We start from the raw sequence: 14270 nt of genomic DNA on the forward strand, positions 1-14270 counted from the left end.
CGATTCCCACGAACCACCCGACGGAGACGCATGTCCGAGATCACGGCCGACACGGTCGCCCATCTGGCCTCGCTGGCCAGGATCGACCTCACCGCAGAGGAGATCGAGAACCTCACCCGGGAGCTCGGTCAGATCGTCGACTCGGTGACGGCGATCCAGGCCGTCGCCACCCCCGACGTCCCGGCCACGAGCCACCCCATCCCGCTCGAGAACGTCTTCCGCCCCGACGTCGTGGGCGAGACGCTGACCCAGGAGCAGGCGCTCTCCGGTGCTCCCGAGCACGACGGCAGCCGCTTCCAGGTCTCCGCGATCCTGGGGGAGGAGCAGTGAGCGCGCACGGCGACGAGCTCGTCCGCCTCAGCGCCTCCGCCCTCTCCGAGCGCCTCGCCGACGGCTCGGTGTCCTCCCGCGAGGCGACGCAGGCGCACCTCGACCGCATCGCCGCGGTCGACGGCGCGGTGCACGCCTTCCTGCACGTCGCGGGCGACGCCGCCACCGCCACGGCCGAGGCGATCGACCGCCGCCGCGCCGAGGGCGAGTCGCTGCACCCGCTCGCCGGCGTCCCGCTCGCGGTCAAGGACGTCATCGTCACGAACGACATGCCCACCACCGCGGGCTCGCGCATCCTCGAGGGCTGGCGCCCGCCGTACGACGCGACCGTGATGCAGAAGGTCCGCGCGGCCGGCCTCGTGCCGATCGGCAAGACCAACATGGACGAGTTCGCGATGGGCTCGACCACCGAGCGCTCCGCCTACGGCCCCACCCACAACCCGTGGGACCTCGACCGCATCCCCGGCGGCTCCGGCGGCGGCTCGGCCGCGGCCGTCGCGAGCTACGAGGCGCCGCTGGCCCTGGGCTCCGACACCGGCGGCTCCATCCGCCAGCCCGCGCACGTCACGGGCACCGTCGGCGTGAAGCCGACCTACGGCGGCGTCTCGCGCTACGGCGCCGTCGCGCTGGCCTCGAGCCTCGACCAGATCGGCCCGGTCTCGCGCACGGTCCTCGACTCGGCGCTGCTGCACGACGTCATCGCCGGGCACGACCCGCGCGACTCCACCTCGCTCCGCGACGAGTGGCCCTCCTTCGCCGACGCGGTCCGCCGCGCGGACGTGAAGGGCCTGCGCATCGGCGTGCTCAAGGAGCTCGACGGGGGAGAGGGCTTCCAGCCCGGTGTCCTCGCCCGCTTCCACGAGGCCCTCGCGGTGCTCGAGAAAGCCGGCGCCGAGATCGTCGAGGTCAGCGCGCCGAGCGTCGAGCACGCCGTCGCCGCGTACTACCTGATCCTCCCCGCGGAGGCCTCGAGCAACCTCGCGAAGTTCGACTCCGTCCGCTTCGGCCTGCGGGTCACCCCGCAGGGCGGCGGCACCGTCGAGCAGGTCATGGCCGCGACCCGCGAGCAGGGCTTCGGCCCCGAGGTCAAGCGCCGCGTCATCCTCGGCACCTACGCGCTCTCCGCCGGCTACTACGACGCCTACTACGGCAGCGCGCAGAAGGTGCGGACCCTCGTCCAGCGCGACTTCGACGCGGCGTTCGCCTCGGTCGACGTGATCGCCTCGCCGACCGCGCCGACCACCGCCTACCGGCTCGGCGAGAAGCTCGACGACCCGCTGGCGATGTACCGCGGCGACATCGCCACGATCCCGGCGAACCTGGCCGGGATCCCCGGCATCTCGGTCCCCGCCGGTCTCGCCGACGAGGACGGCCTGCCCGTGGGCGTCCAGTTCCTGGCACCCGCCCGCCAGGACGTCCGCCTCTACACGGTCGGCGGCGCGCTCGAGGCGCTCCTGGAGGAGCAGTGGGGCCGCCCGCTGCTCTCGCAGGCGCCCGACCTCGCCCCCGCCCAGCTCTCCGCCCCCCAGGAAGGTGCCGTCTGATGGCCTCCGCGCACGCGTCCGCCCCCGAGCTGATGGACTACGACGAGGTCTTCGAGCGCTTCGAGCCGGTCCTCGGCTTCGAGGTGCACATCGAGCTCAACACGAAGACGAAGATGTTCTCGGACGCCCCGAACATCGCCGGCTCCGAGCCGAACACCAACACGACGCCGGTCTGCCTGGGCCTGCCCGGCTCGCTGCCGGTCGTCAACGAGCAGGCCGTCCGGTACTCGATCAGCCTCGGCCTCGCGCTGGGCTGCTCGATCGCGCCGTCCAGCCGCTTCGCCCGGAAGAACTACTTCTACCCGGACATGGCGAAGAACTACCAGATCTCGCAGTTCGACGAGCCGATCGCCTTCGAGGGCTCTGTCGAGGTCGAGCTCGCCGACGGCAGCGTCGTGCACATCCCGATCGAGCGCGCGCACATGGAGGAGGACGCGGGCAAGCTGACCCACGTCGGCGGCTCCACCGGCCGCATCCAGGGCGCGGAGTACTCGCTGGTCGACTACAACCGCGCCGGCGTCCCGCTGGTCGAGATCGTCACGAAGCCGATCCACGGCGCGGGGAAGAGCGCTCCGGAGTACGCCAAGGCCTACGTCGCCACCATCAGGGACATCGTCCTCGCGCTCGGCATCTCCGACGCGAAGATGGAGCGCGGCAACCTCCGCTGCGACGCGAACGTCTCGCTCAAGCCGATCGGCCAGGAGAAGCTCGGCACCCGCACCGAGACCAAGAACGTCAACTCGCTCCGCTCGGTCGAGCGCGCCGTGCGCTACGAGATCCAGCGCCAGGGCGCGATCCTCGCCGCCGGTGGCACGATCACGCAGGAGACGCGGCACTGGCACGAGGACACCGGCCGCACCTCGGCCGGCCGCCCGAAGAGCGACGCCGACGACTACCGCTACTTCCCGGAGCCCGACCTGCTGCCCGTGGTGCCGAGCCCCGAGCTGATCGAGGAGCTGCGCGCCGCGCTGCCCGAGAAGCCCGCCGCCCGCCGCCGCCGGCTGAAGGCCGACTGGGGCTTCACGGACCTCGAGTTCCAGGACGTCGCGAACAGCGGTCTCCTGGTCGAGATCAGCGAGACCGTCGCCGCCGGCGCCTCACCGCAGGCCGCCCGCAAGTGGTGGACCGGTGAGGTCGCCCGCCTCGCCAACGCCGCAGGGCAGGACCCGGCCGAGCTGGTCTCGCCCGGGCAGGTCGCCGAGCTCGCGACGCTGATCGACGCGGGCACCCTCACCGACCGGCTCGCCCGCGAGGTGCTCCAGGGCGTCATCGCCGGCGAGGGCACCCCGCAGCAGGTCGTCGACGCCCGCGGGCTCGCGGTCGTCTCGGACGACGGCGCCCTCATCGAGGCGATCGATGCGGCCCTGGCCTCGCAACCCGACGTGCTCGCGAAGATCCGCGACGGCAAGGTCCAGGCCGCGGGCGCGGTCATCGGCGCCGTGATGAAGGCGATGAAGGGCCAGGCCGACGCGGCCCGCGTCCGCGAGCTCGTCCTCGAGCGCGCGGCCGGCTGAGGTCGGCGCGCGGGGAACGGACGGCGGTGTGAGCACTCTTCCCGGCGACGCCTCCGTCCCCGCACGCCTCGATCTGCCGGGCGGGGCCTTCCTCCGTCCGCTCGTGACGAGCGACGCGGATCTGCTGCACCCGGCGATCGGGCAGCACCGCGGCTGGCTCGCCGCTCTGCTGCCCGAGGGCGACCCGAGCGGACTGCCGTCCGCCTCGCCGGGCGACGATCTGCGCGCACTCCGGCTGCTCGAGACCGCGGCGCGCGAGCGCACTCTCTTCGCGTACCTCCTGGTCGGCGCGGACTGGACCGAGGTCCTCGGCGGGCTGAGCGTCCGCCCCACCGGCGACGACACCGCGGAGGCCTCCTGGTGGGTCGTGCCGGGCCTCGCCGGCTCGCGCCTCGAGGAGGAGCTGGACGCCTACGCCCGGCGCTGGCTGCTGCTGCGCTGGCCGTTCGAGCAGGTCGAGACGCCGGACAACCACCCTGAGGAGCCGGCCGCACTGGCGGGCGCGAACCTGCTCCCGCTGCTGCCCGACGTGCCGGAGCGCACTCCGCTGCCCGAGCCGGACCGCGCCGCGGCGGAGGAGCTGTGGGCCGCGTACCGCGCCCAGGCGCCGGGCGTCCCCGCGGAGCTGCCCCTCGTGGAGTCGTTCGGCGACTCGGTCGAGCAGGCCGACGAGCTGCTGGCCCTGGTCCGCCGCGGCGTGAAGACCGCGACGGCCTCGCTGATCGGCGACGAGCCCGTGCCCGAGGTCGGCGACCACTGGATCGCCTGCGACGGGGCAGGTGTCGCCCGCGTCGTGCTGCGGACCCTCGAGATCCGCCTGGGCGCGCTCGACAGCGTCGACGACGCCTTCGCGTGGGACGAGGGCGAGAAGGACCGCTCGCGGGCGTCCTGGCTGGCGGGGCACCGCCGCTACTTCGAGCGCGTGTCGCCCGGCGGAGTCGGGACCGTCGTGTTCGAGCGCTTCCGGCTGGTCTGGCCGGAGGAGGACGCGGCCGTCGCCGCGGGCTTCTCGCGGCGGATCGCCTCCGAGCGGCCGGGCGGTACCCCCTAGTCGGCTTCGGGGGGTTCCCCTGATGCTCCACTCAGCAGCCCTGCGCCAGAGTGGAGGCATGGCTACTCTCGTGCGCCCCCGTCGGGGCAAGATCATCGCCGGCGTCTGCGCCGGCCTCGCGAACCGCTTCGGCTGGAGCCCCTTCGTGGTCCGGCTGCTGTTCGTGCTCTCCTGCCTGCTTCCCGGGCCGCAGATCATCGCGTACCTCGTGATGTGGGTGGTCGTCCCGAAGCAGAGGTGACCCCGGCGCTCCTCCGCTCGTCCGGCTCCTTCAGGAGCGGCGGCGGGGGAGCGTCCTCGTTCGCGTGGTGAACGTTCACGGTCGCGTTCCGCGCCACGCTTGACGCAGCCCCGTCGACCGCTCTAGCGTCGTGCGTGAACGTTCACGTCGACGACGCCGCGAAAGGGCCACGCATGACCGACTCCACCCCGAACACGACCACCGCACCCGGCTGGGCCGTGCTCGGCCCCGGCAGCATCGCGCGCCGGTTCCTCTCCCAGCTCCCCGCGAGCAGCCGCGGCGCCCGACTGGTGGCCGCCGGCAGCTCCGACCCGGGCCGCGCCACCGCCTTCGCCGCCGAGGCCGTCGAGCACGGCTTCCCGGACGCGACGGCCGGCGACTACGCCGCGGTCCTCGCCGATCCCGCCGTCGACGCCGTCTACATCTCCACGGTGCACACCGGTCACGCCGCCCTCGTCCTCCAGGCGCTCGAGGCCGGCAAGGCCGTGCTCTGCGAGAAGCCGCTCGCCGTCAACCACGGAACGGCGATGGCCTTGGTCGACGCCGCCCGCAGCGCGGGTCTGCCGCTCGTCGAGGCGTACATGTACCGCTTCCACCCGCAGACGGCCGCACTGCTCGACCTCGTCCGCGACGGCGTGATCGGCGACGTCGTGCACATCGACGCCTCCTTCTCCTTCCGCACCGGCGCCCGCGAGGGCCGGCTCTACGACGTCGCGACGGCGGGCGGCGGGATCCTCGATGTCGGCGGCTACACCGTCACGGCCGCGGCGGCGATCGTCCAGGCCGCGACCGGCGTCGCCGTCGCCGAGCCCGTCGAGTTCGACGCGCAGGGCACCCTCGGCCCGACCGGCGTCGACGAGTGGAGCGTCGCCCGCGCGACCTACCGCGGCGGCATCACCGCGACCCTCCGCACCGGAGTGGCGCTCGACGACGTCAACGCGCTGACCGTCCACGGCACCCGCGGCCGCCTGCACGTGGCCGACCCGTGGTTCGGCGCCGCGGAGACGGGCATCGAGATCAGCGTGGCGGGCGAGGAGCCCCGCATCGTCGCCTTCGAGGGCGAGAGCCCTTACGCGATCGAGGCGGACGCGACGACCGACGCGCTCGCCGCCGGAGCCGTCGAGGCCGCGCAGATGACCCTCGACGAGACGCTCGCGACCGCCCGCACGCTCGACCGCTGGCGCGCCGCCGTCGGCCTGCGCTTCCCGTTCGAGGCCGAGACCGCGGACGTCCCGACCGTCTCCGGCCGGCCGCTGCGCGTGGTCGCGGACGCCCCGATGCTCTCCGGCGAGATCCCGGGAGTCGGCAAGCGGATGTCGCGGCTCGTGATGGGCGTCGACAACCAGCCCGATCTGGCGCACGCCTCGGCGATCTTCGACGCCTTCGTCGAGCAGGGCGGCACCGCCTTCGACACCGGCTACATCTACGGCGGCGGCGTGCTCGAGGGCCGCCTCGGCCAGTGGATCCGCAACCGCGGGATCCGCGAGGACGTCGTCGTCATCACCAAGGGCGCGCACACGCCGTACTGCGACCCGGAGTCGCTCACCCGCCAGCTGCTCGAGAGCCTCGAGCGCCAGGGCACCGACTACGCCGACATCTACCTGATGCACCGCGACAACCTCGAGGTGCCGGTGGGGGAGTTCGTCGACGTGATGGACGAGCACCAGCGCGCCGGGCGGATCCGCGCCTACGGCGTCTCGAACTGGACGCCGGCGCGCTTCGACGAGGCGCAGGAGTACGCCCGGGCGAACGGCCGCGCCGGCTTCCAGGCGCTGAGCGACCACTTCGGCCTGGCCGAGGCGTACGACGTCCCGTGGGAGGGCTGCGTGCACGTGACCGACCGCGCCTCGAAGGAGTGGCTGGTCGAGCGGCAGATCCCGCTGCTGCCGTGGTCCTCGCAGGCCCGCGGCTTCTTCACCGGCCGTGCCCGCCCGGACGACACCAGCGACGCCGAGCTGGTGCGCTGCTACTACGGGCCGGACAACTTCGAGCGGCTGCGCCGGGCCGAGCAGCTGGCGGCCGAGCACGGCGTCGGAGCGACGGCGATCGCGCTCGCCTACGTGCTCGCGCAGCCGTTCCCGACCTTCCCGCTCTTCGGACCGCGCACGATCACCGAGCTCCGCTCGTCGATGCGCGGCCTGTCGATCGAGCTGACTCCGGAGCAGACGGCGTGGCTCGACCTCCGCGCCTGACCGGAGCCGCGGCGGGCGGCCGCGCGACGATCCACGACGTCGCGGCCGCCGCCGGGGTCTCCCGCCAGACCGTCACCCGGGCGATGAACGGCATGCCGGGGATCAGCGAGGAGACGAAGCAGCGGGTCCTCGACGCCGCGGAGCAGCTGTCCTACCGGCCGTCGCGGTTCGGCCGCGGGCTGGTGACGGGCGGGGAGCACCAGCTCGGACTCGTCGTCGACGATCTGCGGAACCCGTGGTCGCCCGAGCTCGCCTCGGCGGTGGTCCGGGTCGCCGCGGCGCGCGGCTGGAACGTCTCGCTCGCCGACGTCGGGCTCGCCGCCGACTCCGACCGGATGATCCAGGCGCTCGGCGCGCAGACCGACGCCGTCATCGGCACCTTCGGCGACCGGGCGGCCGAGTGGATCGAGCGGCTCGGCTCCGTGCCGGTCGTCGAGCTCGATCCCACCGGCGACCCGCTGCGGGGGGCGGTGCTGCTCGACCACTCCGACGCCGTCGACGCGCTGGCGGAGCATCTCGCCGGAGGGGGCGTGCGGCGTCCGGTGATCGTGGACGTCTCGGGCGACTCCCGGCCGAGCAGGCGTGCGGAGCTGCTGGTCCGCGCGTTCGCCGCGCACGGGCTCGAGCCCTCCGTCGTGCGCGCTGCGGGTCCGACCGCCCAGGCCGCCGCGGATGCGACCGAGCGGATCGTCGCCCGGCCGCGGACGGCGGATGCGATCGTCGCCTTCAACGACCTCTGCGCCCTCGGCGTGCTCTCGGCCTGCCGCCGTGCCGGAGTCGACGTCCCCGGCGACGTCCGGGTGGTCGGGATCGACGGCCTGTCGATCGGACGGCTGCTCGCCCCGACGCTGACGACCCTCGCCGTCGACCTCGACGAGCTCGCCCGGCACGCCCTCGACCTCGCCGTCGCCATGATCGCCGGCGAGCTGCCCAAGGGCGGCCCGTCGGTGCACCGCACCGTCCGCCACCAGCTCGTCCTCCGCGAGTCCGCCTGACCCGCCGGGGCGTATCGAGACCCGCGCTCGCCCGCGACCGTCGACGCCGGGCTCGCTCTGAGTGAACCCTCAGCGATCGCCGCGGAGAGAGGCATAGCGTTGCGCTGTGCGTGCGCATCCTGCCGCGCCGAGGAGGAGATCATGGGATTCCTGGACCGACTGCTGGGCCGCGAAGAGCGACCCGAGGAGCGCCGCCCCGCCACCGGCTACCCGGCCCCTGCGGCCGCGGAGCGCCGCGCCGACGCGCCGTCCTACGGCACCCCGCCCGCGCAGTCCGCGCGCAGCAAGGACGAGATCGCGATCGAGCGCTACCGCTACCTCCTGCGCACCGCCCCGCCCGAGGCGATCGAGCAGGTGCACCGCGAGGCGTTCGAGCAGCTCACGCCCGAGCAGCGCCAGCAGGTCTTCCGCGAGCTCAGCGAGGGCGCCCCCGCGGGCGACGCGCCCCGCTCGGACGACGCGCGGTCGCTCGCCCAGTCGGCGACGCGCAGCGAGCTCCGCCAGCCCGGCTTCATGGAGCGCCGCTTCTCCGGCGGCGGCGCAGGCGGCATGGGCTTCGGCGGCGTGCTCGCCTCGTCGATGCTCGGCACCATCGCCGGCTTCGTGATCGGCTCCGCCATCGCCGACGCGTTCATCCCCGACGGGGTCGGCGAGTCCGTCGAGGCCGAGGGCGCTGACGGCGCCGAGGGCGCAGACGCGGGAGCGGACGGCGGCGACGCCAGTGCCGGTGATGCGGGCGGCGACTACGGCGGAGGCGACTACGGCGGAGGCGACTACGGCGGCGGCGACTTCGGCGGCGGCGACTTCGGTGGCGGCGGCGACATCGGCGGCGGCGACTTCGGCGGAGGCTTCGACTTCTGACCCCCGCGAGTCCTGAGGCCCGGCGCGAGGCCGCCCTGCCTCAGGACCCGTCGAGCAGCAGCGCCTTCACCTCGCGGCGGAGCACCTTGCCGATCATGCTGCGCGGCAGCTCGTCGACGACGACGATCCGCTTCGGCACCTTGTAGGGCGTGAGCGCCTCGCGCACGGTGCGGCGCGCCTCCTCCTGATCGAGGTGGGCGCCCGGCTCGAGGACGACCGCGGCGGCGACCTGCTCGCCGCTGCGGGCGTCCGGCAGCCCGACCACGGCGACGTCGCGGACGGCCGGCAGCCGGCGGAGCACCTCCTCGACCTCGGACGGTGAGACGTTGAAGCCGCCGGTAATGATCAGCTCCTTGATCCGGTCGACGATGGTGACGAAGCCGTCCTCGTCGATGGTGGCGATGTCTCCGGTGCGGAACCAGCCCTCGGCGGTGAACACGGCCGCGGTCTCGTCGGGCTTGCGGTGGTAGCCGCGGAACACCTGCGGACCGCGCACGACGAGCTCGCCCTGCCCGCCGGCCTCGACCTCGGTCTCCGGGTCCTCCGGATCGACGATGCGCACGTCCGTGCCGGGCAGCGGCAATCCGACGGTGCCCGCGCGGCGCGCCGTGCTGACCGGGTTCGCCATCAGCACGGGGGAGGTCTCGGACAGCCCGTAGCCCTCGACGAGCGTGCCGCCGGTCAGCGCCTCGAACGACTCGACCAGATCCGGGTCGAGCGGCATCGCGCCCGAGATCGCGATCTCGATGCCCTGCAGCGAGACGCCCTTCTCCTTCGCGCGCAGGGCGAGCCGCTCGGCGATCGGCGGCACCGCCGGCAGGAAGGTCGCCGGGTGCTTGCGGACGACCTTGAGGACGAGGTCCGGGTCGAACTTCGGGAACAGCACGAGGCGCGCGCCCATGCTCATGGCGAAGGTCAGGCAGAGCGTGAGCCCGTAGGCGTGGAACATGGGCAGGACCGCGTAGACCACGCAGTCGCCGCGGCGCACCGTGGGCACCCAGGCGCGCGACTGCGCGGCGTTCGCCGTGAGATTGAGGTGCGTCAGCTCGGCACCCTTCGGGGCTCCCGTCGTGCCGCTGGTGTACTGGATGACGGCGAGGTCGTCCGCCGTCGGACGCGGGTGCGCCGGGTCGAGCCGTCGGCGCAGCAGCGAGTCCCACTCGATCGCGCCGTGGACCTTCCCGGTCAGGGCGGCGCGCGACTCGCGGGCCTTCCGGATCGGCAGGCGGAGCGCGGCGCGCATCGGAGCCGGCATCGCCCGCGTGAGGTCGACCGAGACGATCGTGCCCACGCCGAGGTCCTCGGGCAGGTCCTGCACGGTCGGGACCACGCGGTCCCAGGCGATCGCGACCCGCGCGCCGTGGTCCTCGAACTGGTGCCGCAGCTCGCGCGGCGTGTAGAGCGGATTGTGCTCGACGACGACGGCGCCGAGGCGCAGCACCGCGTAGAAGGCGACGACGTGCTGCGGGCAGTTCGGCAGGATCAGGGCGACGGGGTCGCCGGCGCGGACCCCGAGTCGCCGCAGTCCCTCCGCGGCGCGCTCCACGTCATCGGCGAGCTGGGCGTAGCTGGTCGATCGGCCGAAGAACTCGAGCGCGACCTCGTGCGGATAGCGCTCGGCCGATTCGGCGACGATGTCGACGAGCGAGCCGGTCGGGAGCTCCAGCTCCTCCGGCACTCCGTCTGCGTAGCTGCGGATCCAGGGGCGGGGCGGGTGAGTGCTCACCCGCCCCACTCTAGGCGCAGGGCTCCGGGCGTCCGACGACTCCGGGAGACGGCGCTCAGGCGCCCTGGGAGACGGCGTCCTCGATGGCGACGTCGCCCGAGACGATCTCCCAGGTGCTGCCGATCGACGAGGGGTCGGCCAGCACCGCGATCACGGTCGCGGCGACGTCCTCGCGCGGGATGCTGCCCTTCTCGACGCTCTCGCCGAGCTCGATGCGGCCGGTGCCCTCGTCGTTGGTGAGGCCGCCGGGACGGAGGATCGTCCAGTCCAGGTCGGTGCCGCGCAGCGCCGTGTCGGCGTCGCGCTTGGCCTCGACGTACGCGCGCCAGCCCTCCTCGGTGTCGTCGGCGAGCGGCGCGTCGACGCCGATCGCGCTGATCTGCACGAAGCGGCGGATGCCGGCGATCGCGGCCGCCTCCTGGCTGAGCACGGAGGCGCCGAGGTCGACCGTGCGCTTGCGCTCGGGGCCGGAGTCGGGTCCGGCGCCGGCGGTGAAGACGAGGGCGTCGACGCCCTCCAGCCTCCCGGCGAAGTCCTCGGCGGTGGAGTGCTCGAGGTCGTGGACCAGCGGCTCTCCGCCGAGGCGGACGATGTCCTCCGAGTGGTCGGGGTTGCGGACGACTCCGACCGCCTCGTGTCCGGCGTCGTAGAGCAGATGGAGGATCTGCTGGCCGACCTTGCCGTGTGCTCCGATGACGGCGACGCGTGTCATGGACTGTCCTCTCTTCGTCGGGGCGGTGCGCCCCGGTTCTCGTCCGCGCGGCGGGCGCGGACCTCCCCATCCTGCCGTCGGCAGCCTGGGGCCGTTCTCAGGTGCTGCAGCTCAGGTGCCGCGGCTCAGGCGGCGAGGCGGTCGTCGCGACCGGTGACCGCCAGCAGCCGGCTCTGCAGCGGCGCGGTCGTATCGATCGGGACCGGAGCGGCGAACAGCCCGCTCGCGCGCAGCGTCTCCTCCTGCGGCGCGAAGAGCTCCCAGACGGCGGCGACGAGGCCCTCCTCCATCGCCTCCTCGCTCCCGGTGGCGCGCGCGAGGTCCCAGGTGTGCACCGTGATGTCGGCGACCTGCTCCTGCAGCAGCTCCAGCGCGGTGACGGTGTCGCGGCCCAGGCGCAGCTCGGCCCGGGGGTCGACCTCGCGCGACACCGCGCGCAGCACAGTCGTCACCCGGGTCCACTCGCTGCGGAGGTCCGCGGCCACCGGCTCGAGGCGGATCGGCGATTCGTCGCCGCCGGAGAGCAGCGTGTGCGCCCGCTGCTGCTCGCGGACCACGTGCAGCACGAGCGCGCGGGTGTCCCACTCGGTGTCGGGGGTCGGCGCGGCCCAGTCCACCACCGCATCGAGGCGGATCTCGAACGCGGCGTGCGCGCGGGCCTGCAGGTCGAGCCAGAGGCTCAGGTCGGAGTCGGGGGAGTCGGGCTCGTGCTCGTGCGTCATGTCTTCTCCGGGAGTCGTCGGGGTGCTCGGGTCAACCTCGGCGGCGGCGCCGCCATTCCCGCCGGGAGAGGTCGTCGCCGGTGCGGGCTCGCGCCCGGCACCGGTGTCGGTGGTGCGTGCGACCATGATCCTCGGAAGCACCGCCGTCATGGGGAGCGGTGCGCCACTCGAGCAGGGCGGAACGTGAGCAAGCAGGACGGCACGGGGCGGCAGGTCACGACCGAGCCCTTCGACGACCCGCGCGCGAGCATCCTGCACGTCGACATGGACGCGTTCTTCGCCTCCGTCGAGCTGCTCGAGCACCCGGAGCTGCGCGGCAAGCCGGTCGTCGTCGGGCACATCGGCTCGCGCTCGGTGGTGACGGCCGCGACCTACGAGGCACGCAAGTACGGCATCAACTCGGCGATGCCGATGGCCGTGGCGCTCCGCCGCTGCCCGCACGCGATCATCCTCGAGCCGCACATGGACCGCTACCGCGAGGCCTCGCGCCGGGTGATGGCGATCTTCGACTCCTTCACCCCGCTCGTCGAGCGGCTCAGCATCGACGAGGCCTTCCTCGATGTCGCCGGTGCCCGGCGGATCTCCGGCTCGCCCTGGGCCATCGGCACCGAGATCCGCCGGCGCGTGCACGCCGAGCTCGGTCTCACCTGCTCCGTCGGCATCGCCAGCACCAAGTTCGTCGCGAAGCTCGCCTCCGGCCGCTCCAAGCCCGACGGCCTGCTCGTCGTGCCGTCCGACGGCGTGCAGGCGTTCCTCGACCCGCTGCCGGTGAGCGCCCTCTGGGGCGTCGGGGCGAGCACCGAGGAGGCGCTGGTGCGGCGGGGCCTGCGCACCGTGGCCGATGTCGCGACCACTCCGCTCGCCTCCCTCGTCTCGGCGCTCGGCGAGGCCACCGGGCGCCGCCTGCACGCCCTGTCCAACGGCGTCGATCCGCGCCCGGTCGACACCCGGCAGATCGAGAAGAGCGCCGGCCACGAGATCACCTTCGCGGACGACGTCGCCGACCCGGAGCTCGTCCGCCGCGAGCTGCTGCGCCTGTGCGACAAGGTCGCCGTGCGGATGCGCCGCTCCGGCGTCCGCTGCCGCACCGTGGCCGTCAAGGTCCGCTTCGGCGACTTCAGCACGCTGACCCGCTCGCGCACCCTCCCCGAGGCGACCGACGTGGCGCGGGTGCTCTACGACGCGTCCTCGGCACTGCTGGAGGCGGCGAACCCGCTGCGCCGGCCGGTCCGGCTGATCGGCGTCCGCGGCGAGCAGCTCGTCGAGGGCGATGACGTCGCGTTCTCGCTCTGGAGCGACTCCGACGACTGGCGCGACGCCGAGCTCGCGGTCGACGGCGTCTCCGCCCGCTTCGGCACCGGCGCCGTGCGGCCGGCGTCGCTGCTCTCGCGTTCCGCCCCGGAGTCGGCCAAGGGCATCGACATCAGCGACACCCTCGCTACGCGGAACCGATCGTCAGACTGATCGGCCGGTGGTCCGAGCCGTTCCGCGGCAGGACCTCGAGGGTCGCGGCGGGCACGCCGTCGGCCAGCGCGTGATCGAGGGAGACCAGCGGGAGCAGCGCCGGCCAGGTCGCCGGGAAGCCGATGCCGGACGTGCGGACCAGGCGGGCCTCGTTCAGCACGGGCGCCAGCAGGTGGTCGTCCGTCGCGGTGTTGAAGTCGCCGACGACGAGCCGGCGCGCTGAGCCGTCGTCCGCGAGGGCGGAGGCGAGCCCGCCCAGCATCGTGTCGCGCTCGGCGTGATCGCCGAGGCGGAACGAGGCGAGGTGCACCACGAAGAGGCGCGTCGCCCCGAGTGGCGTGTCCACGTCCACGGCGAGAGCACGATTCCAGTCGAGGCCCAGATCGAGCGGCTCGCCGTTCGAGAGCTGGGTGCGGCTCCACAGCCCGACGGTGCCGACCACGTAGGAGTGCGGGTACTCGTCGGAGAGCTCGGCGTCGACCGCCTCCCGCGCGTCGCCGTCGAGCTCCTGGAAGGCGAGCACGTCGGGCTCCCGGCTCGCCAGCTCGGCGGCGAGGGCGCCGGCGTCGTCGCGGGTGCCGAGATTCTGGCTGACGACGGTGAAGGAGCCCGAGCGGACGGCGGGAGCGGGCAGCGCCACGGGGAGCACGAGCACGCCGTAGACCGTCACCAGCACGGTGACCGCGGCTCCGGCACCCCTCGAGCGCAGGGCGATCGCGGCCGAGAGGAGGAGCAGCACGGCCAGGCCGGACCAGGGGATCGCCGTCTCGACGACCGACAGCCAGCCCGCGGCGTCCCAGAGTCCGCGGTGGAAGGCGAGGAACGCCGCCAGCAGCAGACTCGCGACCGCGACGGACGCGGCGCGTCCTGGTCGGCGGCGGCGCGGGCGGGACGGCATCCGACGATCATCGCAGCAGA

13 protein-coding genes are annotated in these 14270 nt (G+C 73.8%); 9 read left to right on the plus strand and 4 right to left on the minus strand.

The genetic code is table 11. From position 1 onward, the window contains the following. Nucleotides 1–30: 30 nt before the first annotated feature. The 8 genes from gatC to GTU73_RS09765 all read left to right on the plus strand — a co-directional run bounded on the left by gatC (nt 31) and on the right by GTU73_RS09765 (nt 8728). On the plus strand, nt 31–330 hold the full coding sequence (gene gatC / locus GTU73_RS09730; RefSeq protein WP_160089002.1) for an Asp-tRNA(Asn)/Glu-tRNA(Gln) amidotransferase subunit GatC: 300 nt from the start codon (nt 31–33) through the stop codon (nt 328–330). After that, nucleotides 327–1874, plus strand: coding sequence for an Asp-tRNA(Asn)/Glu-tRNA(Gln) amidotransferase subunit GatA (gatA, locus tag GTU73_RS09735; protein ID WP_160089004.1), 1548 nt, complete (start codon nt 327–329; stop codon nt 1872–1874). Before gatC ends, gatA begins: the two co-directional genes overlap by 4 nt. Further along, a complete protein-coding gene (gene gatB / locus GTU73_RS09740; RefSeq protein ID WP_160089006.1) occupies nt 1874–3388 on the plus strand; it encodes an Asp-tRNA(Asn)/Glu-tRNA(Gln) amidotransferase subunit GatB in 1515 nt (504 codons plus the stop codon). The genes gatA and gatB overlap by 1 nt, the downstream gene beginning before the upstream one ends. Before the next feature lie 28 nt (nt 3389–3416). Further along, nucleotides 3417–4439 (plus strand): ASCH domain-containing protein, encoded by a 1023-nt coding sequence (locus GTU73_RS19285; RefSeq protein ID WP_244231586.1) that lies wholly within the window; start codon nt 3417–3419, stop codon nt 4437–4439. 58 nt (nt 4440–4497) lie between these two features. Then, nucleotides 4498–4680, plus strand: coding sequence for a PspC domain-containing protein (locus GTU73_RS09750; protein ID WP_160089008.1), 183 nt, complete (start codon nt 4498–4500; stop codon nt 4678–4680). Nucleotides 4681–4853: 173 nt separating this feature from the next. Continuing rightward, on the plus strand, nt 4854–6872 hold the full coding sequence (locus tag GTU73_RS09755) for an aldo/keto reductase (RefSeq protein WP_160089010.1): 2019 nt from the start codon (nt 4854–4856) through the stop codon (nt 6870–6872). Continuing rightward, nucleotides 6851–7867, plus strand: a complete 1017-nt coding sequence (locus GTU73_RS09760) for a LacI family DNA-binding transcriptional regulator (protein ID WP_160089012.1) — start codon at nt 6851–6853, stop codon at nt 7865–7867. Before GTU73_RS09755 ends, GTU73_RS09760 begins: the two co-directional genes overlap by 22 nt. 141 nt (nt 7868–8008) lie before the next feature. Continuing rightward, complete coding sequence (locus GTU73_RS09765; RefSeq protein WP_160089014.1) at nt 8009–8728, plus strand: hypothetical protein; 720 nt, start codon at nt 8009–8011, stop codon at nt 8726–8728. A 40-nt stretch (nt 8729–8768) separates the two neighbouring features. Here GTU73_RS09765 and GTU73_RS09770 read toward each other — a convergent pair whose 3' ends face one another. The 3 genes from GTU73_RS09770 to GTU73_RS09780 form a co-directional block, all read right to left on the minus strand. After that, nucleotides 8769–10454 (minus strand): long-chain-fatty-acid--CoA ligase, encoded by a 1686-nt coding sequence (locus GTU73_RS09770; protein WP_160089016.1) that lies wholly within the window; start codon nt 10452–10454, stop codon nt 8769–8771. A gap of 55 nt (nt 10455–10509) precedes the next feature. Continuing rightward, nucleotides 10510–11166: an SDR family oxidoreductase gene (locus GTU73_RS09775; protein WP_160089018.1), complete on the minus strand. Its 657-nt coding sequence runs from the start codon at nt 11164–11166 to the stop codon at nt 10510–10512. A gap of 125 nt (nt 11167–11291) precedes the next feature. Further along, nucleotides 11292–12014: a TIGR03086 family metal-binding protein gene (locus tag GTU73_RS09780; RefSeq protein ID WP_244231587.1), complete on the minus strand. Its 723-nt coding sequence runs from the start codon at nt 12012–12014 to the stop codon at nt 11292–11294. A 57-nt stretch (nt 12015–12071) separates the two neighbouring features. On the opposite strand from GTU73_RS09780, the gene dinB reads away from it, so the two are divergent. Beyond that, on the plus strand, nt 12072–13352 hold the full coding sequence (gene dinB, locus GTU73_RS09785) for a DNA polymerase IV (protein WP_160089027.1): 1281 nt from the start codon (nt 12072–12074) through the stop codon (nt 13350–13352). Here the strand turns inward: dinB and GTU73_RS09790 are convergent. After that, on the minus strand, nt 13327–14250 hold the full coding sequence (locus GTU73_RS09790; protein ID WP_160089029.1) for an endonuclease/exonuclease/phosphatase family protein: 924 nt from the start codon (nt 14248–14250) through the stop codon (nt 13327–13329). The genes dinB and GTU73_RS09790 overlap by 26 nt on opposite strands. Nucleotides 14251–14270 lie beyond the last annotated feature (20 nt).

The organism is Rathayibacter sp. VKM Ac-2804, assembly GCF_009866655.1.
GTDB lineage: Bacteria > Actinomycetota > Actinomycetes > Actinomycetales > Microbacteriaceae > Rathayibacter.